This window comes from Klenkia sp. PcliD-1-E (genome assembly GCF_024124375.1).
In the GTDB taxonomy this organism is placed as follows: domain Bacteria; phylum Actinomycetota; class Actinomycetes; order Mycobacteriales; family Geodermatophilaceae; genus Klenkia.
Map to the genome: position 1 here is coordinate 1 of NZ_JAMXRZ010000025.1, position 26,382 is coordinate 26,382.

The window sequence follows — 26,382 nt, forward strand, 5'->3', positions numbered from 1 at the left end:
GTGGTCGCCGCCGAACTCAACGGACGACCCCGCCAGACCCTCGGATGGAGAACCCCCGCAGAAGCCCTCAACGACCTACTCTCAGCCCCTCAACCAACCGGTGATGCAACGACCGGTTGAACCCACCGGAGCTGATCCAACTGCGTCCTGGTTCACCGGCATCGGCGAGCCAGGACGGAGTTCGATCAACCTCCCTGATCAACGCCGGACGGGGAGCGGCGGCGGGCCCGTCACGGGGTGAAGCGGTAGCCCATCCCCGGCTCGGTGTGCAGGTGGCGCGGGTGGGCGGGGTCGGGCTCGAGCTTGCGGCGCAGCTGGGCCAGGTAGACCCGCAGGTAGTTGGTCTCGGTCTCGTACGCCGGGCCCCACACCGACTGCAGCAGCTGCTTCTGCCCCACCAGCCGGCCGGGGGCGCGCACCAGCTCGCTCAGCAGCGCCCACTCCGTCGGGGTCAGCCGCACCGGGACGCCGTCGACGGTCACCTGCCGGGCGGCGAGGTCGACGGTGAAGTGGTCGGTGACCACCACCGGTTCGGCCGGGGTGTCGGGGCGTCGGCGCACCAGCGACCGCAGCCGGGCCAGCAGCTCGTCCATGTCGAAGGGCTTGGTCACGTAGTCGTCGGCACCGGCGTCCAGCGCGTGGACCTTGTCCCGGCTGTCCGAGCGGGCCGAGAGCACCAGCACCGGCCCGGTGAACCAGGGCCGCAGCCCGGCCAGCACCTCGGTGCCGTCCAGGTCGGGCAGCCCCAGGTCCAGGACGACGACGTCGGGGTGGGCGGCCGCGGCCTCGCGCAGCGCCGAGGTGCCGTCGGGGGCGGTGACCACCTCGTGGCCGGCCGCCCGCAGCGTGATCCGCAGCGCCCGCAGCAGCTGCACGTCGTCGTCGACGACCAGCACCCGGCTCACGCGGCCACCTGCAGCGACAGCACCATGGTCAGCCCGCCACCGGGGGTGTCCTCGGCGTCCAGGGTGCCGCCCATCGCCTCGGTCAGCCCGCGGGCCACGGCGAGCCCGAGCCCGACGCCGTGCCCGGACGGGGTGTCGCCCAGGCGCTGGAAGGGGGCGAACACCCGCTCCCGGTCCGCGGCCGGCACCCCGGGCCCGCGGTCGACGACGCGCAGCTCCACCCGGTCGGGCAGGCAGCCGGCGGTGACCGCGAGCGGGCCGGCGGGGGCGTGCTGGGCGGCGTTGTCGACCAGGTTGGCCACCACCCGCTCCAGCAGCCCGGGGTCGGCGAGCACCGGCGGCAGGTCGTCGGGGGCGGTGACGGTGACCCGGGAGGGGTCCTCGAGCCAGGTCAGCGCGCGGTGCACCACGCCGACCAGGTCGGCCGGGGCGGTGACCGGGGTGACGGCGCCGGCCTGCAGCCGGCTCATGTCCAGCAGGTTGTCCACCAGCCCGGCCAGCCGGTCGGCGGACTCGTCGACGGTCTCGACCAGCTCGGCGCGGTCGGCCTCGGAGAGCGACAGCTGGGTGGAGCGCAGCGCGGAGGAGGCGGCCTTGATGCCGGCCAGCGGCGTGCGCAGGTCGTGGCTGACCGCGGCCAGCAGTGCCGTCCGCATGCTGTTGCCGGCGGCCAGCCGGTCGGCCTCGGCCGCGGCCTCGGCCAGCCGGCCCTGCTGCAGCGCGACCGCGGCCTGCTCGGCGAAGGCGACCAGCACCCGCCGCTCACCGGGGGCCAGGTCCCGGCCGGTGAGCTGCAGCTGCAGGCCGTTGGTGACCGGCACCGTGGCGACGTCGCCGGCCGGGTCGCCGCACGAGCCGACGACGGCGTCGGACTCCACCAGCGCCACCGACTGCAGCCCGAAGGCCTCCCGCACCTTCTCCAGCATCGCCTGCATGCCCCCGCCGCCGGCCAGCACCGAGCGGGACAACGAGGCCAGCAGCGCGGTCTCCGCCCGGGAGCGCGCCGCGGCGGTGGCCCGCTGCGCCGACCGGTCGACCACGGTGGCCACCGCGACCGCCACCACCAGGTAGCCGGCCAGCGCGACCAGGTCGTCCAGCCGGGCGACCGTGAGCCGGCCGGTGGGCTGGGTGAAGAACCAGTTCTCGACCAGGGCGCCGACAACCGCGGCCAGCAGCGCCGGCCCCAGCCCGCCGACGAGGGCGACGGCGACCACCAGCAGGAGGAAGACCAGCAGCACGCTGGCCAGCGACAGCGCCGTGCCGGCGGCCAGGCACGCGGCGGTGACGACGGGGATGCCGGCGACGGCGAGGGCCAGGCCGGCCCAGCGGCGGCGGGCGGTGAGCGCGCCGGTGAGCGGGGGCAGCCGCAGACCCCGGCTGCCCGCCGCGGAGTGGGTGACGATGTGCACGTCGATCTCGCCCGACCCGGCGATGACGGCGCCGCCCACGCCGCCGCGGAGCGCCCGCGCCCACCGGCTGCGCCGGGAGGTGCCGACGACGAGCTGGGTGGCGTCGGCACCGCGGGCGAACTCCAGCAGTGCTGCGGCGACGTCGTCGGAGACCACCTGGTGGTAGCTGCCGCCGAGGGACTCCACCAGCGCCCGCTGGGCGCGCAGCGCGGCGGGGGAGGCGCCGGTGAGGCCGTCGGCGCGCAGCACGTGCACCGCGAGCAGGTCGCCGTCGCCCTGCCGGCGGGCCACCCGGGACGCGCGGCGGATCAGCGTCTCGCCCTCGGGGCCGCCGGTCAGCGCCACGACGACCCGCTCGCGGGTCTCCCAGACGTGGTCGATGTCGTGCTCGGCCCGGTACCGGCGCAGGCCCTCGTCGACCCGGTCGGCCAGCCACAGCAGCGCGAGCTCGCGCAGGGCGGTGAGGTTGCCGACCCGGAACCAGTTGCCCATCGCGGCGTCGATGCGCTCGGGCGGGTAGACGTTGCCGTGCGCCAGCCGGCGGCGCAGCGACTCCGGCGACATGTCGACCAGCTCGACCTGGTCGGCGCGGCGGACCACCTCGTCGGGCACCGTCTCGCCCTGGGTGACGCCGGTGATCTGCGCGACGACGTCGGTGAGGCTGGCCAGGTGCTGCACGTTCACCGTGGTGATCACGCAGATGCCCGCGGCGACGAACTCCTGCACGTCCTGCCAGCGGAACTCGTTGCGCGACCCCGGGGCGTTGGTGTGCGCCAGCTCGTCGACGACGACGACCTCGGGGTGGCGGGCCAGCACGCCGTCGACGTCGAGCTCGGCGAGGGCCACGCCGCGGTGGGTGACCGTGGCGCGGGGGAGCACCTCCAGGCCCTCGAGCTGGGCGGCGGTCCGGTCCCGGCCGTGCGTCTCGACCACCCCGACGACGACGTCGGCGCCGCGCTCGGCGCGGCGGCGTGCCTCGCCGAGCGCGGCGAAGGTCTTCCCGACGCCCGGTGCGGCGCCCAGGTAGACGCGCAACGTGCCCCGGCCCATGGCCCCATGATCACCCTGCCCGGCCGCGGGGTGGCCGGGGCCGGCGTCAAGGTCGCGTCAGGATCGCCCTCGGGGGTGACGTCGTGGGGGCTGCCAGCTCGGTCTCCACCAGCAGGTGCACCAGGTCGTGCGGCAGGTCGTCCCCGCCGCCGGCGCCGCGCAGGGTGAAGTCCACGCCGTCGTCCCGGGTCACCGGCGTCACCACGGGCCGCCGGTCGACCATCCGCTCGAACACCGCACGCACCCCTCCAGGGTGGCGCGGTCGCGCAACCGGGTTCCGGTGTCGCCGGTCACGGGCCGTCAGGACGGCGTCAAGGGCAGCGCAGCGCGGCGTCAAGGACGCGTCAAGGCCGGGTGCGGCGGGGCCCGCCGCTCCTAGCGTCGCGGTCCGCAGGGGACCGGTGGTGTGCCGGCCCCGCGGACGAGAGAAGGCGACGAACGGTGACCGACGTGGTCTACGTGCTCCTCACGCTGGCGGTCTTCGGACTGCTGGCCCTGGCCGTGCGCGGGGTGGAGCGGCTGTGATCGAGACCTGGGTCGGTCTGGCGGTGGCGGTCGGGCTGACCGGCTACCTGCTGGCCTCCCTGCTGTTCCCGGACCGGTTCTGATGACGGGCTGGCTCCAGGTCGCCGTCCTGGTCCTCGCCCTGGGCCTGGTGCACAGGCCGCTGGGGGACTGGATGGCCCGGGTCTACACCTCGGAGCAGCACTGGCGGGTGGAGAGGCTGACCTACCGGCTCGTCGGCGTGGACGCCGGCGCCGAGCAGCGCTGGCCCACCTACCTGCGCAGCATCCTGGCGTTCTCGCTGGTCGGCGTCCTGCTGCTCTACGCGCTGCAGCGGCTCCAGGGCCTGCTGCCGCTGGACAACGGGATGGCCCCGGTCGAGCCGTCCAGCGCCTGGAACACCGCCATCAGCTTCGTGACCAACACGAACTGGCAGGGCTACGCGGGCGAGTCCACGATGGGCCACCTGGTCCAGATGGCCGGCCTCGCGGTGCAGAACTTCGTGTCCGCCGCCGTGGGCCTGGCCGTGCTGGTGGCGCTGGTGCGCGGGTTCGTCCGCCGCGGCACCGACCGGCTGGGCAACGCCTGGGTCGACATCACCCGCTCCGTCGTCCGGCTGCTGCTGCCCCTCGCCGTCCTCGCGACCGTGGTCCTGGTGCTCGGCGGGGTCGTGCAGAACCTGCGCGCCGGCGGCGACGTCACCACCCTGGCCGGCGGGTCCCAGTTCGTCCCGGGCGGTCCGGTCGCCTCGCAGGAGGCGATCAAGGAGCTGGGCACCAACGGCGGCGGGTTCTACAACGCCAACTCCGCGCACCCCTTCGAGGGGCCGACCGCGTGGGTCTCGCTGTTCCAGGTCTTCCTGCTGCTGCTCATCCCGTTCTCGCTGCCGCGCACCTTCGGCCGGATGGTCGGGGACCGCAGGCAGGGCCTGGCGATCCTCGGCGTGATGGGTCTGCTGGCCGGCATCTCGGTGGCGCTGATCAGCGCCTTCCAGGCCGGGGCGCTGCCCGAGGGTCAAGAGGTCCGCTTCGGCGGCCCGCTCTCCGCGCTGTTCGCCTCCGCCACCACGCTCACCTCGACCGGCGCGGTCAACTCCATGCACGACAGCTACACCCCGCTGGGCGGCATGGTGGCCTTGTTCAACATGATGCTCGGCGAGGTCGCGCCGGGCGGGGTGGGCTCCGGGCTCTACGGGATGCTCGTGCTCGCCGTCGTCGCCGTCTTCGTCGCGGGCCTCATGGTCGGCCGGACGCCGGAGTACCTGGGCAAGAAGCTCGGCCGCCGGGAGATGACCCTGGCCAGCCTCTTCATCCTCACCACCCCGGCCATCGTGCTCGTCGGCACCGCAGTCGCGATCGCGGTGCCCGCCGGGCAGGCCGGGATGCTGAACAGCGGCCCGCACGGGCTGAGCGAGGTGCTCTACGCCTTCACCTCGGCCGGCAACAACAACGGCTCGGCCTTCGCCGGGCTGAGCGCGAACACCACCTTCTACAACACCGCGCTGGGCCTGGCAATGGTCCTCGGCCGGTTCGTGCCGATCGTGCTGGTCGTCGCGCTGGCCGGGACGCTCGCCGCGCAGGGCAAGGTCCCGGCCACCGCCGGCACCCTGCCCACCCACCGCCCGCTGTTCGCCGGGCTGCTCACCGCCGTCGTCCTCGTGGTCGTCGGGCTCACCTACTTCCCGGTGCTCGCACTCGGGCCTCTCGCCGAAGGGCTGTCATGACCACCCCCGTGCTCGACCGGGCACCCGCTCCGGAGACCGCGACACCCGCCATCGACTGGAGGCCGGCGCTCGCCGGCGCCGTCCGCAAGCTCGACCCGCGGGGGTTGGTCCGCCAGCCCGTCGTGTTCACTGTCTGGGTCGGCTCGGTGTTCTCCACCGTGCTGGCCGTGCTGCACCCCTCGGTCTTCGGCTGGTCGATCGCCGTGTGGCTGTGGCTGACCGTGCTGTTCGCCAACGTCGCCGAGGCCGTCGCCGAGGGCCGCGGCAAGGCGCAGGCCGCGTCGCTGCGCAGGGCCAGGACCACCGCCGTCGCGGTGCTGGAGGACGGCCGGGAGGTCCCGGCCGCCGACCTGCGGCCCGGCGACCGCGTCGTCGTGGTGGCCGGTCAGGTCATCCCGGGGGACGGCGACGTCGTCGAGGGCATCGCCAGCGTCGACGAGTCGGCCATCACCGGCGAGTCCGCGCCGGTCATCCGGGAGTCCGGCGGCGACCGGTGCGCCGTCACCGGGGGCACGACGGTGCTCTCCGACCGCGTCGTCGTGGTCATCACCAGCAAGCCGGGCGAGACCTTCGTCGACCGGATGATCGCCCTCGTCGAGGGCGCCTCCCGGCAGCGGACGCCGAACGAGGTGGCGCTGAACATCCTGCTGTCCTCGCTGACCATCGTGTTCCTGCTGGCCGTGGTCACGCTGGCGCCCATCGCGTCGTGGTCGGGCGCCGGCCAGTCGACCACCGTGCTCATCGCGCTGGTGGTCTGCCTGATCCCCACCACGATCGGTGCGCTGCTGAGCGCGATCGGCATCGCCGGGATGGACCGGCTGGTGCAGCGCAACGTGCTGGCGATGAGTGGGCGGGCCGTGGAGGCCGCCGGGGACGTCGGCACGCTGCTGCTGGACAAGACCGGCACCATCACGCTCGGCAACCGGCAGGCCGCCCGCTTCGTGCCGATCGGCGGGGCCACCGAGGCCGAGGTCGCGCAGGCCGCCGTCCTCGCGTCGCTGGCCGACGAGACGCCGGAGGGCCGCTCGGTCGTCGTCCTGGGCGGGGGAGCGGTGGACCGGCCCGCAGGTGCCGAGTTCGTGGAGTTCACGGCGCAGACCCGGATGAGCGGGGTCGACCTGCCCGGCGGCCGCCAGCTGCGCAAGGGCGCGGCCGGGGCGGTGCAGGCGTGGGTGCGCTCGCTCGGGGGCGACGTGCCGGCCGAGGTCGGGACGTCGGTCACCGAGATCTCCACCGCCGGCGGCACCCCGCTGGTGCTGGCCGCGAACGGGCCGGACGGCGCCCGGGTGCTCGGCGTGATCGAGCTGAAGGACGTCGTGAAGCCCGGGATGCGCGAGCGCTTCGACGAGCTCCGCCGCATGGGCATCCGCACCGTGATGATCACCGGCGACAACGAGGCCACCGCCCGGGCGATCGCCGCCGAGGCCGGGGTGGACGACGTGCTGGCCGAGGCGACGCCGGAGGACAAGCTCGCGCTGATCGCGAAGGAGCAGGAGGGCGGCCGGCTGGTCGCGATGACCGGGGACGGCACCAACGACGCCCCGGCGCTCGCCCAGGCCGACGTCGGCGTCGCGATGAACACCGGGACGTCGGCGGCCAAGGAGGCCGGCAACATGGTCGACCTCGACTCCAACCCCACGAAGCTGATCGAGATCGTGGCGATCGGCAAGCAGCTGCTCATCACGCGCGGCTCGTTGACCACGTTCTCCATCGCCAACGACCTGGCCAAGTACTTCGCGATCCTGCCGGCGATGTTCGCCCCGGTCTTCCCGGGCCTGGACGCGCTGAACGTGATGCGGTTGCACTCGCCGGAGTCCGCGATCCTCTCCGCGGTCGTCTTCAACGCGCTGGTCATCGTGGCGCTGGTGCCGCTGGCGCTGCGCGGTGTGCGCTACCGACCCGGGACGGCGTCGGCGCTGCTGTCCCGCAACCTCCTGGTCTACGGCGTCGGCGGCGTGGTGCTGCCGTTCGTCGGGATCAAGGCCATCGACCTGCTCGTGTCGCTCGTCCCCGGGATCTCGTGATGACTCGTCAACTGCTCGCCTCGGTCCGTGCCCTGCTGCTGGCCACCGTGGTGCTGGGCCTGGCCTACCCGCTGCTGATGACCGGGTTCGCCCAGGTCGCCGTCCCCGGGCGGGCCGACGGCTCGCTCGTCACCTCGGCCGACGGCACCGTGGTCGGGTCGTCGCTGCTCGGCCAGGGGTTCGTGGACTCCGCGGGCGACCCGCTGCCGCAGTACTTCCAGTCCCGGCCGTCGGCGGGGGACTGGGACGGGGCGGCGTCCGGCGGGTCCAACCTGGGGCCGAACTCGCCCGAGCTGGCCTCGGCGGTCGCCGAGCGCCGGTCGGCGGTGGCGTCGTTCAACGGGGTGCCGGAGTCGCAGGTGCCCGACGACGCGGTGACGACGTCGGCCTCGGGCCTGGACCCGGACATCTCGCCCGCGTACGCCGCCATCCAGGTCGACCGGGTCGCTGCCGCGCGGGGGGTGCCGCCGTCCGAGGTGCAGGCGCTGGTGCAGCAGGCCACCCACGGCCGGGACCTGGGCTTCATCGGGGCGCCGGGCGTCGACGTCCTGGAGCTCAACCTGGCCCTGGACCGCGCCTTCGGCTGAGCCCGGCACGGAGTGGCACCGCAGCGGGCGTGCAGGTCGCCCGCACGCCCGCTGCGGTGCCACTCGATGACACGCCGGAGGCCAGGACCCCCCTGCGGGGAGGCCCCCGGGGGACTGTATGGTTGTCGACGGCTCGGACGCACCAGACCGGGCCGGTTCGGGGCTGTGGCGCAGCTGGTAGCGCACCACACTGGCAGTGTGGGGGTCAGGGGTTCGAGTCCCCTCAGCTCCACCCCGTTGACCAGGCCGTTCTCCATCAGGAGGGCGGCCTGAGTCGTCTCTGGTGGCAGTTGTGGTTGCAGTTGGTGCACCACCGCCGGGCAGCAGCAGGGTGCTCATCCGGTCCGCCGCCTCCCGGGCGAGGGCCGGCATGACGTGGCTGTAGATGTCCATCGTGGTGCGCATCTGGCTGTGGCCGAGCAGCTCCATGACCACCCGCGGGTGCACGTTCTCGCTGAGCAGCAGGGTGGCGGCGGTGTGCCGGCCGTCGTGCAGCCGCACGTGCCGGACGCCGGCGGACTTCAGCAGACGGGCCCAGTCGTCGTAGTCGGTCTTCTTGTCCACCGGGCGGCCGTTGGACTGGGTGAAGACCAGGTCCTCGTCGTGCCAGTCGGAGCCGGCCTGCATCCGCTCGCCGAGCTGGGCGGCCTTGTGGTCCTGCAGCTGGGCGACGAGGGGGAGCGGCAAGGCCAGGGTGCGCTGGCTGCGCCGGGTCTTGGGCTCCTCGTAGACCAGCCCGCCGCCGCGGACGCGGTGGATGCTGCGCCGAACCGTGAGGGTGCCGGTCAGCAGGTCGATGTCCTTCCACTGCAGGGCCAGCGCCTCGGACTGCCGCAGGCCGAGGGCGAGAGCGACGGTCCAGCGGGCCGGGTTCCGCGTGTGAGCGGCCGCGGTCAGGACGGCGCGGGCCTCGCCGAGGTCGAGGGCGGTGGCGACGTCGCTCTGCTTCTGCGCCGGTGGGTCGACGAGGGTGACGACGTTGCGGGCGATGTGACCCCGCTGGACGGCGACGGTCAGCGCCCGGGACAGGATCCGGTGCTGGCGCAGGACCGTGGCGGGGGAGTAACCGTCGTCGAGCATCGCCGTGTAGAGCGCGTCCAGGTGCTCGGGCCGCAGCTTGTCGAGCCGGTGCCGGCCGATGCCGGGCACCAGGTGCTTGCGGACGGCGGACTCGTAGCTCTCCAGCGTGCGCTGGCGTACGCGGCGCGGTGCGATGGTGGTCAGCCAGTGCTCCAGCCAGGCCGCAACGGTCGGGGTCGAGGCGGCGCCGAGCGTGCCGTCGGACCGCTTGCGCTCGATGTCGCGGACCTTGGCGACGACGACGGCGCGGGTCTTGCCGGTGACGTGCCGCCGGTCGGGCTTGCCGGTGACCGTGGTGCCGACGGAGACGTAACCGTGCCAGCGACCGTCGGGGGCCTGGTAGATCGTCGACTCACCGTTGGCCGCGCGTCCTGCCATCACTCGCTCCTGTGCTCGGTCGGGGCAGTGTGGTCGGGGCGGTCCCTGGTCGCCAGTACGACTGTGAACAGCGGCGCCTGGTCCACAGGTGGGTGGACGCGCGGGCGGCGCCGGGGTAGGGGAGCCGGGTTATCGAGCCGGCGGACATAACGCTCGAGCTCGGCCCGGGAGATCCGGCAGCTGCGGCCGATGTGTACCGGTCGTAGGTGCCCGTCCTTGATCAGTGCGTAGACGGTGGTGCGTCCGATGCGCAGGACGTCAGCTGCTTCCTCGGTGGTCAGCAACAGCTGGTCGCGGCTGAGGTTGGGCATTTGCTCGTCCGCCGACATGTGTTCCTCCCTGGAGGCTCTTCGGCCGGAGCATCTGCTTCCGTCCTGGACTCAACAGGCGACTCGGGTTCTCGTTCGGTGCCGTCCGGTGCCATTCCGTGGCGGTGGTTTGCATGCCGTGGCCGCTGGGGTGACGTCTGAGGGGGAGGCGTCACTCCACCTCGCACATCGCGATGTCACCCCAGCCACTGCGCGGGCCTTCGTCTCCTTCGGCCTGCCCTACTACGGTTGGCCTGGCGACGTGGCGGGCCAGGGCGATCTCGGGCGCGTGTGCCATCTGACAACCGGTCCGCTGCCGTCCGCACGTGTTCACCTACGCCCGGGACAGCATCTCGCCGTCGAAGCGCACCCGGTCCTCGCGCCCGTTCACCCCGGTGCAGATGGCCAACATCAGGGCGATGGCGGAGGAGCCGGTCCGGGGTCGCCCTCGGTGACGCTGCCCACCTCGTTGAACTTGGCCAGGACGTCGGCACCCATCCATGTGCACTGCCAGAGCTGGGTGCCGTCCTGCAGGCTGCAGTACGTGTAGTCCGCGAGGTTCATCGACCGCAGGTCTGACAGGATTGCGTTGAAGATTGCGCTGTCGCGGATGCCTGAGGCCGCGGCCACGTGACGCCCCTCGCGCTTCGGGTCGGTCTCTTCGCCCTTCTCAGGCAGGCCGTTCAGGTAGACGAGGACGCGTAGGTGTGGGGCCTCGATGCGGCTCAGCAGGCGTACCCAGTGTCGTTCCGCGTCCACCGTGGCTTCGTCCTCGGCCAAAGCGCCCGAAGCCAGCGCCCGGCCGAGCGCCCGGGTGCGTTCGGGGTAAGCGCTGTAGGCGGCGGCGGTCAGGGCTTCGGCCAGCATCGACAGGCGCACTGGGTCGGAGCTCAGGACGTTGAGCAGTTGGTCTGCGGTTTTGCCGCTGACGCGGGTTGCCTCTGTGAGTGCACCGTCCACGTTGTCGGCGCGCTGCCGCTGGTAGCGACCGACCGCGAGCTCCAGGGCCGGCACAAAGCCCGCGGCGACCAGTCCGGCTACCGGATCGACCAGGGACACCCCTTGCGCCGCGACGGTGGCCACAATCTTGGCGGCCAGGGCAGTCAGCTCGGGTGACTGGTCCTCCACGGTCGCACCGTAGCGCCGGCTGAGGCCACGCCGTGGGATCGGTGGGCACCACCGGTCAGCCGCAGACCCTGTTCTCGGCTCGGGGAAGACGTTGCGCAGCGGGCAGTCCAGCCGCTGGGCGATCCGGGCACTGTCCGGCCCCGAGGGCACCTCGATGGTGTCGAGGCGAAGGCCCTTCTTGTCCCGCACGTAGGCCATCAGGACACCGCTGCAGTGAACAGGCCGGTGATGTCCGTGTCGTCGGCGGTCAGCCGAGCCGTCAGCCCTCTTGTGATGCTGGGGGGCCCGTCGCTGATGAGCATTCCGCCCGCGACGAAGGAGGCCGCGAGGTACCGGGCCGAATCGCGTCAAAGTCGAACGGCGCCCGACTTTTCACGACGCATTGCCGTCACCCGGTTTGCAAGAGGTGTGTCGTCGTTGTCTTCGCGGTGCTCGGATGCCGCGGTATCGCGGTGGGCGCGGTCCGCCATAGGGGGTCGGTGTACGTGGCCTCGTCTGCGGACGGAGGACGGCGGTTGCGGTGACGGAGCAGTCGCTCAGCGCGCCAGGCGCGCGTCTGCCTGAGTCAACACCAGGGTTGACAGCCCGTGGACGATGAGTGGATGAGCTCCACCGCAGCCGACCCGGTCCTGCCACCGCCGGTCCTCGCCGAGGTCGCCGACGGCGTGTTCGCCTACGTCCAACCCGACGGCACCTGGTGGGTCAACAACACCGGTCTGCTGGTCGGCGCGCGGGGGGCCGCGGTGGTCGACACCTGCTCCACCGAGAAGCGCACCCGGGCGTTCCGGGACGCGGTCGCCACGGTCACCGACCAGCCGGTGCGCACCCTGGTCAACACCCACCACCACGGCGACCACACCCACGGCAACTGGCTGTTCGACGGCGCCACCGTGGTCGGCCACGAGGCCACCCGCGAGGGCGTGCTGGCCGCCGGCGTCCCCGGCGAGCAGCCGTTCTGGACGCCGTTCGACATCGGGCAGGTCGTCCTGGAACCACCCTTCCTGACCTACACCGAGGGCGTCACGCTCTGGGTCGACGACCGGCGCTGCGAGGTCACCCACGTCGGCACGCCGGCGCACACCACGAACGACTCCGTGGTCTGGCTGCCCGAGCAGCGCACGCTGTTCGCCGGCGACCTGCTCTTCGCCGGCGGCACCCCGTTCCTGGTCATGGGGTCGCTGGCCGGGGCGATCGAGGTGCTCGAGCACGTCGTCGCCCCGCTCGGCGCTGAGACCATCGTGCCCGGCCACGGCCCGGTGTCCGGCCCGGAGCTGGTCGACGACGTGCTGGGCTACCTGCGCTGGCTCGACGGGGTCGCTCGCGACTCGCACGCCGCCGGGGTGTCACCCCTGGAAGCTGCGCGCAGCACCGACCTGGGGCCGTACGCCGGGTGGTCCGACGCGGAGCGCATCGTCGGCAACCTGCACCGGGCGCACGCCGAGCTGTCCGGTGGCGAGCGCGGCTGCCAGATCGACGTCCGTTCGGCACTGGCCGACATGGTCACCTACAACGGCGGTCACCCCCTGACCTGCATCGCCTGACCCCGTGCAGCCGTCCCTGACCGCCCTGGTCAGGGCTGTTCCCCCCGCCGGCACCGCTGCCGGCGCCCAGTGAGAGGAGTCGCCAGATGCGCGACGCAGTGATCGTCGAGGCCGTGCGCACCCCCGTCGGCAAGCGCAACGGTGGCCTGTCCGGTGTCCACCCCGTCACCCTGTCCGCGCACGTCCTCCGCGAGCTGGTGTCGCGCGCCGGGGTCGACCCCGCGCTGGTCGACGACGTGGTGTGGGGGTGCGTCTCGCAGATCGGCGAGCAGACCTACGACGTCGCCCGCAACGCCGTGCTGTCGGCCGGCTGGCCCGAGAGCGTCCCCGGCACCACCGTCGATCGGCAGTGCGGCTCCTCCCAGCAGGCCGTGCACTTCGCGGCGGCGGGCCTGGTGGCCGGTCACTACGACGTCGTGGTCGCCGGCGGCGTGGAGTCGATGAGCCGGGTGCCCATGGGCTCTTCGCTGGCAGGTGCGAGCCCGCTGGACCAGGACTACCTGGACCGCTACGACGGCGTGGCCCCCAACCAGGGCGTGGGTGCCGAGCTGATCGCCGAGCACTGGGGCCTGTCGCGCACCCAGCTCGACGAGTTCGCGCTGCGCTCGCACGAGCGCGCTGCCGCCGCCCAGGACGAGGGCCGCTTCGACGCCCAGATCGCCCCGGTCGACACCCCCGACGGCCGGGTCGCCCTCGACGAGGGCGTGCGGCGGGGTGGCACCGTGGAGGGCCTGGCCGGGCTGAAGACCCCGTTCAAGGCCGACGGTGTGGTGTCGGCCGGGAACGCCAGCCAGATCTCCGACGGCTCGGCCGCCCTGCTGATGATGACCAGCGAGAAGGCCGCGGCCCTGGGTCTGACCCCGATCGCCCGCGTGCACAGCGTCGCCCTGGCCGGCGACGACCCGGTCAAGATGCTCACCGCGCCCATCCCGGCCACCAAGAAGGTGCTGGACCGCTCCGGCCTGCGGCTGGACGAGATCGGCGTGTTCGAGATCAACGAGGCATTCGCGCCCGTGCCGCTGGCCTGGCAGGCCGAGATCGGCGGTGACGAGAAGCTGCTCAACCCGTTGGGCGGGGCCATCGCGCTGGGTCACCCGCTGGGCGGCTCCGGCGCCCGCATCATGACCACGATGGTCCACCACATGCGCGACAACGGGATCCGCTACGGCCTGCAGTCGATGTGCGAGGGCGGCGGCCAGGCCAACGCGACCATCCTCGAGCTGGTCTGACCTCCAGCCTGGATCAGCTCAGCTGATCGGACTCCGTCCTGGCCCACCGACGCCGGTGAGCCAGGACGGACATCCGCGGACCCAGCTGATCAGCGCCGGACCCAGCGGGCCAGGTCGGCGGTGAGCTCGTCGGCCTGGGCCAGTCGCTTGTCCAGCCACCAGAAGCCGTGCACCGCGCCCGGGTACTCCACCAGCTCCACCGGCACCCCGGCCTCCCGCAGCCGCCCTGCGTACGCGCGGCCCTCGTCCCGCAAGGGGTCCAGCTCGGCCACCACGACAACGGTCGGCGGTGACCCGACCAGCTCGGGGGCGTGCAGGGGTGCGGCCAGCGGGTCGGTCGGCGAGCTGTCGCCGAGGTAGAGCCCCCAGAACCACTCCAGCTCGCGGCGGGTCATGAACGGTCCGTCGGCGCGGGCCAGCATCGACGGGGTGTCCGTCGGCGGGGCCAGGGTGGGGTAGAGCAGCACCTGCGCATCCGGGGCCGGTTCCCCCGCGTCCCGCAGCGACCGCGACACGGCTGCGACCAACGCCCCGCCGGCGGAGTCCCCGACCAGCACCAGGCGGTCCCCGAGCCTGGCCGACCGCACCCACCTGACGGCGGCCAGGCAGTCCAGCACCGGCCCCGGGAAGGGGGACTCCGGGGCCAGCCGGTAGTCCACGGACACCACCGTGGCACCGGAGGCGGCGGCCAGCGCCCGGCACGGCCGGTCGGCGACCTCGACGTCGCCGATCACGAACCCCCCGCCGTGCAGGTAGACCACAACCGGGCCCGCGGTCCCCGGCCGGTAGACCCGGACCCGGACGCCGTCCCCGAGGTCGACGTCGTGGACGTCGGCCACGGGGGCGGGCGGCTTCTGCAACCGGACGGCGCCCCGGACCTGCTCCCGCGCGGCGGCGATGCCGACGCGGTCGTAGGTGGTCACCCCCGCCGCGGCGAACGTCTCCAGCAGGTACTGCACGTCGGGGCGCATGTCGGGTCCGTTCAGCGGTGGTCGGACGCGCACCGGACCGGTGCCCAGGCATCCGGGGACCTCCGAGTTCGGGTGGCCCCCGCCGACCGCTCGAGCAACGCGTTCTGCCACGCAGTGGAGATCTGGTCGGTGTGGGTCGGCACGGCGCTCCTCCGGGGCTCGCATGTGGTGCAGCACCCGCACGATGGCTCGACGGCGCACTCTCGTCAACATCGACGTGGACTGAACAACGTGCGCAGGGCGGGCGCCGACAGCAGGGCGCTGGCGCTCCGGCAGCGGGGAACCGGTGGCGTCAACACGTTCGTTGACAGAGGTCCGTCCGCGACCTACCGTCGGAGGCGCACCACCCCGCGACGACAGGAGCGACATGAGCGCGAGTCCCCGCCCCGGCACGGCACACCACGACGTGGACGTAGTGGTCGTCGGCGCCGGTTTCGCCGGGCTGGCGATGCTGCGTGAGCTGCGCGACGAGCGCGGCATGAGCGTGCGGGTCCTGGAGGCCGGCGACGACGTCGGTGGCGTCTGGTTCTGGAACCGCTACCCCGGCGCGCGCTGCGACGTCGACTCCACGGACTACAGCTACACGTTCTCGGCCGAGCTGGACGCCGAGTGGGACTGGTCCGAGCGCTACGCCACGCAGCCGGAGATCTTGCGGTACGTGCACCACGTGGCCGACAAGTTCGACCTGCGACGGGACATCACCACCGGCGCCCGGGTCACCCGCGCCGACTGGGACGACGCCGAGGGACATTGGGACGTCGTCTGCGAGGACGGCACCACCGCTCGCGGGCGCTACCTGGTCATGGCGACCGGGTGCCTGAGTGCGGTGAAGAGGCCCGACATCCCCGGCATCGAGGAGTTCGCCGGTCAGGTGCTGCACACCGCCGACTGGCCGCGCGAGCCCGTCGACCTGGCCGGCAAGCGGGTCGGTGTCATCGGCACGGGGTCCTCGGGCATCCAGGTCATCCCGCGCATCGCGCCCGAGGTGGCCGAGCTGGTGGTCTTCCAGCGCACGCCGGCCTTCAGCGTGCCGGCCCACCACCACGTCCTGTCCGACGCCGAGCGGGCCGCCCTGCGGCTGACGCTGGCGCAGCGCCGCGAGCAGCTGCGCAGCTCGCCGACGGGCCTGTCGGTGCCGGTGACGAAGCGGGGAGCCCTGGACGACGACGAGCAGGCTCGCCGTGCGCACTACGAGGAGCAGTGGCGCACGGCCGGGTTCGGTTTCCTGCTGGCCTACAACAACCTGCTCGTCAGCCACGAGGCCAACGCGACCGCGGCCGACTTCATCCGCAGCAAGATCGCCGAGCGGGTCGAGGACCCGGAACTGGCGGCCAAGCTGTCGCCGAGCAGCTATCCCTACGGCGCGAAGCGTCCGTGCGTGGACACCGGCTACTACGAGACCTTCAACCGGGAGAACGTCACCCTGGTCGACATCGCCGACGCCCCGATCACCGGGGCCACGGCAACCGGGCTGACCACCACGGCCGGCTCGCACGACCTCGACGTCGTCGTCCTCGCGACCGGGTTCGACGCCATGACCGGGTCCCTGCTGCGACCGACCATCACCGGCCGGGACGGCGTTACCCTGCGGGAGCACTGGTCGGGCGGACCCCGCACCTACCTGGGCCTGATGACCGCCGGCTTCCCGAACATGTTCGTGATCGCCGGTCCGGGTTCACCCTCGCTGCTGGGCAACGTCATGGTGTCCATCGAGCAGCACGTGGACTGGGTGTCGGCGCTGCTGGCCGACTCGGCCGCTGCCGGCACACCGGTCATCGAGGCCACGGCCGAGGCGGAGGCCGGGTGGGTCGACCACGTCAACGCCGCCGCCGCTCCCACGCTCTACATGGAGGCCGCCTCCTACTACCTCGGGGCCGAGGTGGAGGGGAAGCCGCGGGTGTTCATGCCCTACGCAGGTGGCCTGCGCCGCTACCGGCGGGAGTGCGACGCGGTCGCCGCCGACGGCTACACCGGCTTCGAGCGGTCGCCCGCGCCGGGGGACGTCCGGGTGCCCCAGCCGGCCTGACCCCCTCCGACCCGACGAGGGCCGGGTACCGCGACAGCGCCGTCGCGGTACCCGGCCCTCGTCGTGCAGGGGTCGAGGCCGGAGGGGTCAGGCCCCCAGGTAGGCATCCACCAGGTCGCCGCTCCTCAGCTGGTCGGCCGTGCCCTCGAGGACCACGCGGCCCTGCCGCAGCACGTAGGCGCGCTGGACCACCTCGAGGGCCAGGCCGGCGTTCTGCTCGACCAGCACCACGCTCATCCCGCCCTCCGCGATGAGCTGGCGCAGTGCGTCGAACAGTGAGGCCACGATGGCCGGCGCGAGCCCGGTCGAGGGCTCGTCGAGGAGGAGGAGCGCCGGATCGGTCATCAGCGCGCGCCCGAAGGCGAGCATCTGCTGCTCCCCGCCCGACATCGAGCCCGCCCGGCGGTCGAGCATGCGGCCCAGGGCGGGGAACAGCTCCAGCACCCGGGCGCGGAGCTCGGTGGCGCGTGCGGTCGGCAGCGCCTGGCCGCCCATGGCCAGGTTGTCCGCGACGGTCATGTCGGCGAACAGCTCACGCCCGCTGGGCACGTGGCCGACCCCTGCCCGGGTGCGGGCGTGGTCGGCCAGGGCGCTGACGTCGCGACCGTGCAGCACGACGGTGCCGGCCTGCGGCCGGACGATGCCCGCAACAGCGCGCAGCAGCGTCGTCTTGCCCGCGCCGTTGGCGCCCAGGACGCCGACGACCTCGTCGCGGCCGACGTGCACGGACACGTCGTGCAGCACACGCAGGGCCCCGTAGCCGGCCGTCAGGCCCTGGACGGCGAGGGCGTCGGTGTCGCCGCCGTCGCCGTCCCGAGCCGCTGCCCCGAACAGCTTCACGAGGTCACCGCCCCCGGGGTGGTCGACCCGGTGGACCCGCCTGCGCCGAGGCCGACGCCGGATCCGAGGTAGGCCCGGATCACCTCCGGGTGCCGGAGGACCTCGGCCGGTTCGCCGTCCATGATCGTTGCTCCTCGGTCCATGACGACGATCTCGTCGGCGATGTCGACGATCGCCTTGATGACGTGCTCGATCCCGGCGACGGCGTCCACGCCGAAGCCGGGCATCCGGCGGATGGCATCCCGGACCACCTCGAGCTCCTCGTCGCTCATGCCGGCCATGACCTCGTCGAGCAGGATCAGGGACGGGCCGAGCGCGAGGGCCCGACCCAGTTCGACCATGCGGCGGTGACCCACCGCGAGGGTGTCCGATGCGGCGAAGCGGATGTCGGTGAGACCCAGCACCTGGACCACCCAGGACGCCTGCTCGTGCGCCTGCGCCCGGTGCCGGCCGCCCAGTGCGGCGAGGTACACGTTCTCCCACACCGTCATGGAGGCGAAGGGCCGCGGGATCTGGAAGGTGCGGGCCAGGCCGCGGCGTGCGAGGCGGTGCCCGGGTCGACCGCCGCGTACGGGCTGTCCGTCGAAGACGATGCTGCCCTGGGTCGGCGTCACGATCCCGGCGACGGCGTTGAAGAGCGTGGTCTTGCCCGCGCCGTTGGCACCGATGATGAACACGGTCTGACCGCGGCGGACCGTGAGGTCCACGCTGCGCAGCGCCTGCACACCGCCGAAGCTGACCCCGACGTCCCGGCAGACCAGCAGTTCGTCCGAGGACGCGGCGGCCGCCCGAGGGGTGTGGGAGGCCCGCAACCGCTCCGCCAGCTCGGCCTTGCTGGGGAGCTCGGCCGGTCCGCGGACGATCTCGCGGCGCAACCAGCCGACCCGGTTGGCGAGGGAGACGATGCCACCGGGCAGGAACACCGTGACCAGGACGACCAGGGCGCCGAACAGGGCCAGCTGCCACTCGGGGAAGGCGGTGGCCAGTTGGTCGCTCACCACGGTCAGCACGACCGCGCCGATGAGCGGGCCCCACAGCGTGCCGATGCCACCGGCCAGCACCAGCACGATGACCTGCAGGTCGAGTGCGGGGTTGAAGACGCTGGACGTGTCGATGAAGCCGCGGTTGTAGGCCACCATGCCGCCGACCAGAGCGGGGACCAGGGCGCTGAGCGAGAAGGACAGGACCTTGACCTGGGTGGTGGCCACGCCCATGGCCTCGGCCACCTGCTCGTCGTCGCGGACCGCCATCGCGCGCAGCCCGAACGGCGACCGGGCCATGAAGGCGTTCACGGCGAAGGCCATCACGGCGACCCCGGTGACCGACAGCAGCACCGGCTTCTGCGCGATGACGCCCGGGACGACCAGGCCGGTGGAGCCGCCGGTCAGCTCCCACTGCGAGAGCAGCAGCGAGACGATGTAGGCCAGGCCGAACATGCCCAGCGCGAAGTAGATCCCCTGCAGCCGGAGCATGACCCAGCCCACCGGTACCGCGACGACGGCGCCGGCCAGGCCACCGAGCACCGCAGCCAGGAACCAGGGGACCTCAGCGTGGATGATCAGCAGGGCGGTGGCGAAGGCGCCGAAGCCGAAGAAGACGACCTGCCCGAAGCTGATGTAGCCGGTGAAGCCGCTGATGATGTTGAAGGCGTAGGCCAGCGCGACGAACATGGCGATGTCGATCGCCAGCTGGTTGGTCGCGAGGTCGCCGAGCAGCCCCCACGCCAGGAACGCGGCCACCAGTGCGGCGAGCAGCCCGAGCTGCAGGGCGTCGCTGCGGGTGGAGGGCAGCCGGCCGCCGGTGTGCCGCGGGCCGCCGCTGGACCGGTTGAGCAGGCCTGCGACGAGGGAGCCGCCGGACGGTCGGGCGTCGGTGGTCGGGCCGGTCATGCCGTTGCCTTCCTCGAGAGCAGTCCGGCGGGCTTGAGCAGCATCACCAGGATGAGCATCAGGTAGGGCGCAGCAGCCTGGACGACGGCGCCGAACTGGTAGCCGGCCACGGTCTGCACGATGCCCACGAGCAGGGCGCCGACGACCGCCCCCTTGTAGTTGCCCAGGCCGCCGAGGGCGATGACCACGAACGCGACGATGGTGAAGTTCGTGGCCGCCTGCGGTGCGATCGGCTGGGTCATCACCAGCAGCATCCCGGCGGCCGCGGCGACCGCCGCACCGACGCTGAAGCCGACCAGCCGGAGCCGCCGGGGGTTGATCCCGCACGCGCCGGCGCCCAGCGGGCTCTGCGCCTGCGCCCGAAGGCTCGTGCCCGACCGGGTGCGGGTGAGCCAGAACGCGATGCCCGCGGTGATCGCCGCGGCCAGCACCACGCCGACCAGGAGGGACCACGCGAAGCGGAAGGGCCCGACGGTGAGGGAGGACTGCAGGAAGGTGGTGGTCCGGTAGTCCGAGCCCCAGACCTGCTGACCGACGTTGATCAGGATGTAGGACAGCCCGAAGGTGGCCATGAGGGTCAGCAGCTCGTGCTGCTTGGCGGTGCCCCTGATCCGCTCGATGATCGCCCACTGGACGAGTGCGCCGAGAGCGGAGGCGGCGACGACCACCACGAGCAGCCCGAGGAAGGGGTTGATCCCGGCCCCGTACAGACTCCACACGCCGAGCCCGCCGAGCACGATGAAGGCTCCGTGCGCGAGGTTCACGATGCCCATCACGCCGAAGACCAGGTTCAGGCCCTGGGCCATGAGCAGGTAGAACCCACCCAGCAGGACGCCGTTGAGCGCCACCTGCACGTACGTCACGTCGGATCCTCTCGGTCGGACGTCCCTGTCCGGCCCACGCGGCCGGACAGGGACGTCGGGGATCAGTAGGGGAGCTGTGCGGGGACGGCGCCGGCCACGTCGGCGGGGAAGACGATGGCCTGGGCGCCGTCGATCCACTGGAAGAGCACGGGGCTGTACCCGGTCTGCACCCCGCTGTCGTCGACGGCGTACTGGCCGAGGACGGTCTCGAACCCGCCCGCGTGGAGGGCGTCGTTGACCGCGGACTTGTCGGTCGACCCGGCTTCCTCGATGGCGGCGGCGAGGACCTGGACCGTCGCGTAGGCGCCGGCGGCCTGCGTGTTGACCGGGGTGTCGTAGGCGTCCTCGTACCCGGCGAGGAACTCCTCGGTGCCCTGGAACCCGAGAGCCGCGTCGAACTGCGTGTAGCCGACCGTCCGCTCGGCGAGGTCCCCGAGGCCCTCGACGAACGCGGGGTCGACGGCGGTCGGGCTGGCGATGACCTCGGGACGGAAGCCCTGCTGGTCCAGCGCTCGGGTCAGTCCGATGGAGTCCTGGATGGCAGAGCACTCGATGACCACCTGCGGGTCACCCTCGGCGATGCGCAGTGCGGTCGACGAGAAGTCGCTGGTGGAGGCGGCGTACTCGATCCGGTCGACCAACTCGGCACCGGCATCGGTGATCGTCTCCTCTGCGCCGTCGCAGATGGCCGAGAAGGCGTCGAGGTCGTTGTTGACCAGGGTGATCCGGGTGTACCCGGCATCCGCGGCGAACTGCGGGACCTGGGCGAGGGTGTCCCGGCCCGGGCCGAGGCCGGCCATGACCGACCAGGAGGTGCCGTCGAAGACCGCAGGCGAGGAGGTCTGGCTGTGCACCATCGGCGTCTGGTAGCGCTCGGCGAGCTGCGCGGCCGGGCCGGCCAGTGCGCTGCCGTAGGGCGAGAGGACCGCGTCCACGCCGGTGGAGCCGAGGAACTCGGTGTAGAGCCGGCTGACGATGCCCGCATCGCTCTGGTCGTCCTGCAGGTCCAGCTCGAGCTGACGGCCCAGCACCCCGCCGTCGGCGTTGATCTGGTCCACGGCCAGCTGGTAGCCGTTCGAGACGTTGGTGCCGCTGCTGGCGTAGTTGCCGGTCAGCGAGACCGACGCCCCGATCCGGATCGGTTCGTCGGAGGACCCGCCCGAGGCGCTGTCGTCGGACCCGCCCCCGCAGCCGGTGACGACGGTGGCGGTCACCGCGATGCCGATCGCGAGCCTGGTGGACCTGCTCATGGGTGCTCCTCGTGCGCTGGCCCGGCGTCGGTGCCGGGTCGGGTGGGGACGGGTGGTGCGGTGGTGCGGTGGGGGGTCAGGGGCCGACGGCGGCGAGCTCGTCGGCAGAGGGGGACGCCAGGGACGCGTCACCGGTGGTCATGCCGCCGTCGACGGGCAGCAGCTGGCCGGTGACGTAGTCGGCGTCGTCGGAGAGCAGGAAGGCGATGACCCGGCCGACGTCCTCGGGGGTGCCGAAGCGGCCGGCCGGTGTGCGGGCCAGGACGGCGTCGCGGAAGCGCGGGACGGCGAAGGCGCGGCGGGTCATCCCGGTCTCGATGTAGCCGGGGCTGACCGCGTTGACCCGGATGGCGTGCGGTGCGAGCTCCAGCGCCGTCGCCCGGGTGAGCACCCCCACGCCGCCCTTGGAGGCCACGTAGGAGGTCAGGTTGGGGGCGGCGAAGTGGGCCATGACCGACGCGACGTTGACCACCGCTCCACCCGAGCCCTGCGCGATCAGCTCCCTGGCGAACCGCTGCGTCACCGCGCGGGTGCCGGTCAGGTTGACTCCCAGCACGCGGTCCCACTCGGCGTCCGGCGTGTCGGTGAAGGCGTGCCGGCTCGTGACCCCGGCGCTGTTGACCAGACCGTCCGCGAGCACTCCCCGCTCGCGCAGGCCGGCGAACAACGCGTCCACCGACGCGACGTCGGCGACGTCGACGCGCAGAGCCTCGCCCCGCCCCCCGGCCTCCACGACCGCAGCGGTCGTCGCCTCCGCCGTTCCCGGGTCCAGGTCGGCGACCAGCACCCGGGCTCCCCGCGCGGCCAGCACGACCGCCGCGCCGGCACCGATGCCCGAGCCGCCGCCGGTGACCAGGACGGTGCGGCCCGACAGCGGCGTGGCGACGGTGCTCATCGGTCTCCTCTGGGTGTGGCGGCGTGGTCGGGTCCCCGCTTCTGGAGGACCGGTTCGCCGGGTGTGCGCTCAGTGCGCGCTCAGCCTGGGCTGCTGGTGGGCAAAGCTAGGTGACCCAGGACACGCGCGTCAACCCCTGTGTTGACGGCTGGTCGGGATCGTTCCCGCACCGTGCCCCGGCGGATCCGCCCAGGGCACGACGACGGACCGGACGGCGAGGAGCCGTCCGGTCCGTGGGCTGTCGAGGTCGGTCAGCGCCGGGCGCGGCTCCGCAGCAGACCGTGCCGGTCGCTGACCACCACACCGCCGTCGACCACCCCGCCCACGACCGTCACCAGCCCCGCCACGCCCAGCCGGACGACCTCACCGGTGTCCGTGTCCTCCCCGACCTGGGTCGCGGCGAACGCCACCTGGTCACCGGCGGAGAACAGCTGCGCCACCTCGACGTCGCGGGGACGGACCAGTGCGGCGGTCAGCCCGTCGTCCCAGGTCACGCCGTCGACGCCGGGCTGCGCCGAGGCCAGCCAGGTGCGGACGACGTCCTCGGCGGCGGGGTCGGGCACCGCGGGCCGGGTCGTCCACGGCGCCACCATCGGCGTCCCCACGGTGTCCGGGACCCCGTCGGCCAGCTGACGCCGGCGGGCCGCGTAGTCCTCCTGGGTCCAGTTCTCGGTCAGCCGCCCGCCGTCCCAGGCGAACAGCGCGACACCGGTCCAGGCGGCGGCCCGCAGGTCGTGCCGGGCCGACGCCCCGTGCTCGGTGAAGTGCAGCACCAGCCGGTCCTCGGTGAACGCGAGGTCGTGCACGGTCAGCTGCAGGCCGGGGAACTGCTCGAGCTGGCCGACGGTGGCCGGCACGTAGGCCTCGAGACCGTCGAGCTCGACGTCGCCGATGTGCACCTGGTAGCCGGGCACCATGATCTCCGGGGGGACGGACGCATCGGCCCGGTCCAGCCAGTCGACGGTGAAGCGCTGGGCCAGGCGGGCGAGCGGGTGCATCAGTGGACCTGCCTCTCGGAGCCGGACCAGAACGGCTCGCGCAGCACCTTCTTGAGCACCTTGCCCGAGGCGTTGCGCGGCAGCTCGTCGGCGAAGTCGACGCTGGTCGGGCACTTGTAGTGGGCCAACCGGTCCCGGACGAAGGCGATCAGGCCCGGCTCGTCGACCGTGGAACCCGGCCGCCGGACGACGACCGCCTTGACCGTCTCGCCCCACCGGTGCGAGGGCACCCCGATGACGGCGGCCTCCAGCACCTCCGGGTGCGCGTAGAGCACGTTCTCGACCTCGGCGGGGTACACGTTCTCCCCGCCCGACACGACCATGTCCTTCATCCGGTCGTGCAGGAACACGTACCCCTCGGCGTCGAGGTAGGCAGCGTCGCCGGTGCGCAGCCAGCCGTCCTCGGTGATGGTCTCGGCGGTCAGCTGCGGCTGGCCCCAGTAGCCGACGGTGTTCTGCCCCGACCGGACCCAGATCTCCCCGACCCCGCCGACGGCGGCGTCCGCACCGGTGGCCGGGTCGACCACCCGGAGCTCCAGCCAGGGCAGCGGCTTGCCCACCGAGCGCAGCAGGCCGGCCCGCGGCCCGCCCGGGTCGTGGTCCTCGGGTGGCAGGCAGACGACCGAGCCCGAGGTCTCCGTCATGCCGTAGACACCCATGAAGTCGCACCCGAAGAGCGCAATCGCCTTCAGCAGCTGGGTCTCACCCATCGGCGCGGCGCCGTAGGCGATGCGCCGCAGGCTGGACAGGTCGGTGCCGGGCAGCGCCGCGCTCTCGGCCAGCATCTGCACGACCGCCGGCACCAGGAACGTGTGCGTGACCCCGTGCTGCTCGATCAACCCCAGGACGGCGGCCGGGTCCATGTCGCGCACCAGCACGGTGTGACCGCCCTGGCCCAGGGCCGTCAGCGAGTAGCCCGCGCCGCCGATGTGGAACAGGGGAGAGGGCACCAGGTTGACCGTGTGCTCGTCCATGCCGTAGAACTCCCGGCCCATCCGGGGTGTCCACAGCAGGTTGGCCGAGGTGAGCATGGCCCCCTTGGGGCGTCCCGTCGTCCCCGAGCTGTAGAGCTGCAGGACCACGTCGTCGGCGTCACCTCCCCACCCCGGGTCCCGGTCCTCGCCCAGCCACGCCTCGTAGTCCTCGCCGAGGTGCACCTGCGGGACACCCTCGGGGAGCAGGTGGGCGAACTCCGGGTCGACGACCACGAGCCGGACACCCGCGTCGGCGACCACGTCGGCCACCTCGGGGGCGGCCAGGCGGAAGTTGAGGCCGACGGTGACCGCACCGAGCTTGGCCGCCCCGAAGACGACCTCGTAGAAGGTCGGCGCGTTCTTGTCCAGCACGCCGACCCGGTCGCCGGGGCCCAGCCCGGCCGTCTGCAGGGCGCGGGCCACCCGCGAGCTGCGCTCGTGCAGCTCGGCGAAGGTGCGGGTGGTGTCCCCCAGCGTGACCGCCGGCGCACCGGGTAGGTCCGCGGCCAGCTCGCGGACCAGCTGGGCGAGGGTCTCGGCCACGGTCAGTAGCTCTTGGGCAGGCCCAGGCTGTGCTGGGCCACGTGGTTGAGGACCATCTCGCGGCTGACCGGCGCGGTCTTGAACATGCGCGCGACGAACCACAGGTCGGCCAGGCCGTACTCGTAGGACAGGCCGTTGCCGCCGTGCACCTGGATGGCCTGGTCCAGGGCCTTCACCGCGGCGTCGCCGGCGGCGAACTTGGCGATGTTGGAGGCCTCGGCGGCGTCGAGGCCGGCGTCGGACATCTCGGCGGCGCGCATGGTCATCAGCCGGGCCAGCTCCACCGCGATGTAGGACTCCGCCAGCGGGTGCGCCACCCCCTGGTGGGCGCCGATCGGGGTCTTCCAGACGGTGCGCTCGTTCGCGTACTGCGCACCCTTGGCCAGCGCGTAGCGGGCGATGCCGTTGGCCATGCACGCCGCGGCCACCCGCTCGGGGTTGAGCCCGGCGAAGACCTGCTTGAGGCCCTCGCCCTCGGTGCCGACCAGCCCGGCGCGCTCGACCGGGACGTCGTCGAAGAACGTCATGAACTGCTTCTCGGGCAGCATCAGCGCCGAGTCCAACTTCTGGAAGGTGAGCCCGGGGGCGTCGGTGTCGCAGATGAACAGCGACAGCGTGTGCCGCCCGTCGGGGCCGGGCTCGGCGTCGCGGGCCACCACGAGCAGGGCCTGGCACTCGTCGACGCCCGACGTCCAGTACTTCTGCCCGCGCAGCCGCCACCCGCCGTCGCCGTCCTTGTGCGCGGTGGTGGTGATCTTGTGGGTGTTGGAGCCGGCGTCGGGCTCGGTGATGGCGAACGCCATCCGGAAGGTGCCGTCGGCGATGCCGGGCAGGTACTTGGCCTTCTGCTCGGGCGTGCCGTGCGCGGTCAGCACGGTGCCGGCGATGGCCGGGCTGATCACGACCATGAACATGGGGCAGCCCTGGCTGGCCATCTCCTCGATGACCACGGCCAGGTCGGCCAGCCCGCCGCCCCCGCCGCCGTGCTCCTCGGGCAGGTGGACGCCGAGGAACCCGGCCTTGCCCATCGCCGACCACAGCTCGTCGGCGCGCTCGCCCCTGGCGACGACGTCCTGGAAGTAGGAGCGGCCGTAGCTGCCGACCAGCTGCCGCACCGCCTCGCGCAGGTCGCGGCGCTCCTCGGTGGTGTCGCTGATCCGCGAGCCCTTGCCGGGCAGGCCGACCGGGGTGTTGTTCACGAGGTCTCCTCTGCAACGTCGTCAACGCCATCGTTGACGGTAGGGAGTGGCCTGGGCCACGTCAAGGG

At 72.9% G+C, this 26,382-nt stretch carries 21 protein-coding genes, 1 tRNA gene and 1 pseudogene; 8 read left to right on the top strand and 15 right to left on the bottom strand.

The genetic code is table 11. The features are described from left to right. Positions 1–230: 230 nt before the first annotated feature. From NH342_RS07050 to NH342_RS07060, 3 genes are read right to left on the bottom strand one after another with little or no spacing between them, the layout of a single operon-like run. Positions 231–905: a response regulator gene (locus NH342_RS07050; protein ID WP_253013104.1), complete on the bottom strand. Its 675-nt coding sequence runs from the start codon at positions 903–905 to the stop codon at positions 231–233. Next, a complete protein-coding gene (locus NH342_RS07055) occupies positions 902–3,364 on the bottom strand; it encodes an ATP-binding protein (RefSeq protein WP_253013106.1) in 2,463 nt (820 codons plus the stop codon). Before NH342_RS07055 ends, NH342_RS07050 begins: the two co-directional genes overlap by 4 nt. A gap of 46 nt (positions 3,365–3,410) precedes the next feature. Then, complete coding sequence (locus tag NH342_RS07060; protein WP_253013108.1) at positions 3,411–3,608, bottom strand: hypothetical protein; 198 nt, start codon at positions 3,606–3,608, stop codon at positions 3,411–3,413. A gap of 304 nt (positions 3,609–3,912) precedes the next feature. Here NH342_RS07060 and kdpF point away from each other — a divergent pair, with 304 nt between their 5' ends. The 5 genes from kdpF (at position 3,913) to NH342_RS07080 (ending at position 8,434) form a co-directional block, all read left to right on the top strand. Continuing rightward, positions 3,913–3,972, top strand: coding sequence for a K(+)-transporting ATPase subunit F (gene kdpF, locus NH342_RS24485; RefSeq protein ID WP_374209417.1), 60 nt, complete (start codon positions 3,913–3,915; stop codon positions 3,970–3,972). Next, entirely contained in the window at positions 3,972–5,591 is a 1,620-nt protein-coding gene (kdpA, locus tag NH342_RS07065) for a potassium-transporting ATPase subunit KdpA (protein WP_253013110.1), read from the top strand. Before kdpF ends, kdpA begins: the two co-directional genes overlap by 1 nt. Continuing rightward, positions 5,588–7,615 (top strand): potassium-transporting ATPase subunit KdpB, encoded by a 2,028-nt coding sequence (gene kdpB / locus NH342_RS07070; protein ID WP_253013112.1) that lies wholly within the window; start codon positions 5,588–5,590, stop codon positions 7,613–7,615. The genes kdpA and kdpB overlap by 4 nt, the downstream gene beginning before the upstream one ends. Further along, positions 7,615–8,202, top strand: coding sequence for a potassium-transporting ATPase subunit KdpC (gene kdpC, locus NH342_RS07075; protein ID WP_253013114.1), 588 nt, complete (start codon positions 7,615–7,617; stop codon positions 8,200–8,202). Before kdpB ends, kdpC begins: the two co-directional genes overlap by 1 nt. 159 nt (positions 8,203–8,361) lie before the next feature. Then, positions 8,362–8,434: transfer RNA gene (locus tag NH342_RS07080), tRNA-Ala, on the top strand. Positions 8,435–8,634: 200 nt separating this feature from the next. On the opposite strand, the pseudogene NH342_RS24490 reads toward NH342_RS07080, so the two are convergent. The 3 genes and pseudogenes from NH342_RS24490 to NH342_RS07090 form a co-directional block, all read right to left on the bottom strand. Beyond that, a pseudogene (locus NH342_RS24490) lies at positions 8,635–9,660 on the bottom strand (tyrosine-type recombinase/integrase); the annotation flags it as partial. Further along, positions 9,660–9,989, bottom strand: a complete 330-nt coding sequence (locus NH342_RS24495; protein WP_374209416.1) for a helix-turn-helix domain-containing protein — start codon at positions 9,987–9,989, stop codon at positions 9,660–9,662. The gene NH342_RS24495 and the pseudogene NH342_RS24490, both read right to left, overlap by 1 nt. 390 nt (positions 9,990–10,379) lie before the next feature. Then, positions 10,380–11,294: a hypothetical protein gene (locus NH342_RS07090; RefSeq protein ID WP_253013118.1), complete on the bottom strand. Its 915-nt coding sequence runs from the start codon at positions 11,292–11,294 to the stop codon at positions 10,380–10,382. A gap of 404 nt (positions 11,295–11,698) precedes the next feature. Between NH342_RS07090 and NH342_RS07095 the strand changes: the two genes are divergently transcribed. Then, positions 11,699–12,637 (top strand): MBL fold metallo-hydrolase, encoded by a 939-nt coding sequence (locus NH342_RS07095; RefSeq protein ID WP_253013120.1) that lies wholly within the window; start codon positions 11,699–11,701, stop codon positions 12,635–12,637. A gap of 86 nt (positions 12,638–12,723) precedes the next feature. After that, entirely contained in the window at positions 12,724–13,866 is a 1,143-nt protein-coding gene (locus NH342_RS07100; protein WP_253013122.1) for a thiolase family protein, read from the top strand. Positions 13,867–13,955: 89 nt separating this feature from the next. On the opposite strand, the gene NH342_RS07105 is transcribed toward NH342_RS07100, so the two are convergent. Beyond that, the gene (locus NH342_RS07105) at positions 13,956–14,837 is read right to left on the bottom strand and encodes an alpha/beta hydrolase (RefSeq protein ID WP_253013124.1); all 882 of its coding nucleotides are present in this window, start codon (positions 14,835–14,837) and stop codon (positions 13,956–13,958) included. Between the two features lie 367 nt (positions 14,838–15,204). Between NH342_RS07105 and NH342_RS07110 the strand changes: the two genes are divergently transcribed. Then, positions 15,205–16,863 carry an NAD(P)/FAD-dependent oxidoreductase gene (locus NH342_RS07110; protein ID WP_253013126.1) on the top strand — a complete coding sequence of 553 codons (1,659 nt, stop codon included), beginning with the start codon at positions 15,205–15,207 and terminating at the stop codon, positions 16,861–16,863. An 87-nt stretch (positions 16,864–16,950) separates the two neighbouring features. On the opposite strand, the gene NH342_RS07115 is transcribed toward NH342_RS07110, so the two are convergent. The 8 genes from NH342_RS07115 to NH342_RS07150 all read right to left on the bottom strand — a co-directional run bounded on the left by NH342_RS07115 (position 16,951) and on the right by NH342_RS07150 (position 26,314). Then, positions 16,951–17,703, bottom strand: coding sequence for an ABC transporter ATP-binding protein (locus tag NH342_RS07115; RefSeq protein WP_253013128.1), 753 nt, complete (start codon positions 17,701–17,703; stop codon positions 16,951–16,953). Next, complete coding sequence (locus tag NH342_RS07120) at positions 17,700–19,592, bottom strand: ATP-binding cassette domain-containing protein (protein WP_253013130.1); 1,893 nt, start codon at positions 19,590–19,592, stop codon at positions 17,700–17,702. The genes NH342_RS07115 and NH342_RS07120 overlap by 4 nt, the downstream gene beginning before the upstream one ends. Continuing rightward, complete coding sequence (locus NH342_RS07125) at positions 19,589–20,455, bottom strand: branched-chain amino acid ABC transporter permease (RefSeq protein WP_253013132.1); 867 nt, start codon at positions 20,453–20,455, stop codon at positions 19,589–19,591. Before NH342_RS07125 ends, NH342_RS07120 begins: the two co-directional genes overlap by 4 nt. Positions 20,456–20,517: 62 nt before the next feature. Then, positions 20,518–21,705 (bottom strand): amino acid ABC transporter substrate-binding protein, encoded by a 1,188-nt coding sequence (locus NH342_RS07130; protein ID WP_253013134.1) that lies wholly within the window; start codon positions 21,703–21,705, stop codon positions 20,518–20,520. A 76-nt stretch (positions 21,706–21,781) separates the two neighbouring features. Continuing rightward, positions 21,782–22,600: an SDR family NAD(P)-dependent oxidoreductase gene (locus tag NH342_RS07135; protein WP_253013136.1), complete on the bottom strand. Its 819-nt coding sequence runs from the start codon at positions 22,598–22,600 to the stop codon at positions 21,782–21,784. Between the two features lie 251 nt (positions 22,601–22,851). Next, complete coding sequence (locus NH342_RS07140; protein ID WP_253013138.1) at positions 22,852–23,598, bottom strand: ester cyclase; 747 nt, start codon at positions 23,596–23,598, stop codon at positions 22,852–22,854. After that, positions 23,598–25,115, bottom strand: coding sequence for a long-chain-fatty-acid--CoA ligase (locus NH342_RS07145; protein ID WP_253013140.1), 1,518 nt, complete (start codon positions 25,113–25,115; stop codon positions 23,598–23,600). The genes NH342_RS07140 and NH342_RS07145 overlap by 1 nt, the downstream gene beginning before the upstream one ends. A 2-nt stretch (positions 25,116–25,117) precedes the next feature. Next, positions 25,118–26,314, bottom strand: a complete 1,197-nt coding sequence (locus NH342_RS07150) for an acyl-CoA dehydrogenase family protein (protein WP_253013142.1) — start codon at positions 26,312–26,314, stop codon at positions 25,118–25,120. Positions 26,315–26,382 lie beyond the last annotated feature (68 nt).

Coding starts and splice junctions, on each gene's coding strand:
- NH342_RS07055 (WP_253013106.1), bottom strand. CDS start 3,364: ATGGGCCGGGGCACGTTGCGCGTCTACCTGGGCGCCGCACCGGGCGTC.
- kdpA (WP_253013110.1), top strand. CDS start 3,972: ATGACGGGCTGGCTCCAGGTCGCCGTCCTGGTCCTCGCCCTGGGCCTG.
- kdpB (WP_253013112.1), top strand. CDS start 5,588: ATGACCACCCCCGTGCTCGACCGGGCACCCGCTCCGGAGACCGCGACA.
- kdpC (WP_253013114.1), top strand. CDS start 7,615: ATGACTCGTCAACTGCTCGCCTCGGTCCGTGCCCTGCTGCTGGCCACC.
- NH342_RS24495 (WP_374209416.1), bottom strand. CDS start 9,989: ATGTCGGCGGACGAGCAAATGCCCAACCTCAGCCGCGACCAGCTGTTG.
- NH342_RS07090 (WP_253013118.1), bottom strand. CDS start 11,294: ATGGCCTACGTGCGGGACAAGAAGGGCCTTCGCCTCGACACCATCGAG.
- NH342_RS07095 (WP_253013120.1), top strand. CDS start 11,699: ATGAGCTCCACCGCAGCCGACCCGGTCCTGCCACCGCCGGTCCTCGCC.
- NH342_RS07100 (WP_253013122.1), top strand. CDS start 12,724: ATGCGCGACGCAGTGATCGTCGAGGCCGTGCGCACCCCCGTCGGCAAG.
- NH342_RS07105 (WP_253013124.1), bottom strand. CDS start 14,837: ATGCGCCCCGACGTGCAGTACCTGCTGGAGACGTTCGCCGCGGCGGGG.
- NH342_RS07110 (WP_253013126.1), top strand. CDS start 15,205: ATGAGCGCGAGTCCCCGCCCCGGCACGGCACACCACGACGTGGACGTA.
- NH342_RS07120 (WP_253013130.1), bottom strand. CDS start 19,592: ATGACCGGCCCGACCACCGACGCCCGACCGTCCGGCGGCTCCCTCGTC.
- NH342_RS07130 (WP_253013134.1), bottom strand. CDS start 21,705: ATGAGCAGGTCCACCAGGCTCGCGATCGGCATCGCGGTGACCGCCACC.
- NH342_RS07135 (WP_253013136.1), bottom strand. CDS start 22,600: ATGAGCACCGTCGCCACGCCGCTGTCGGGCCGCACCGTCCTGGTCACC.
- NH342_RS07140 (WP_253013138.1), bottom strand. CDS start 23,598: ATGCACCCGCTCGCCCGCCTGGCCCAGCGCTTCACCGTCGACTGGCTG.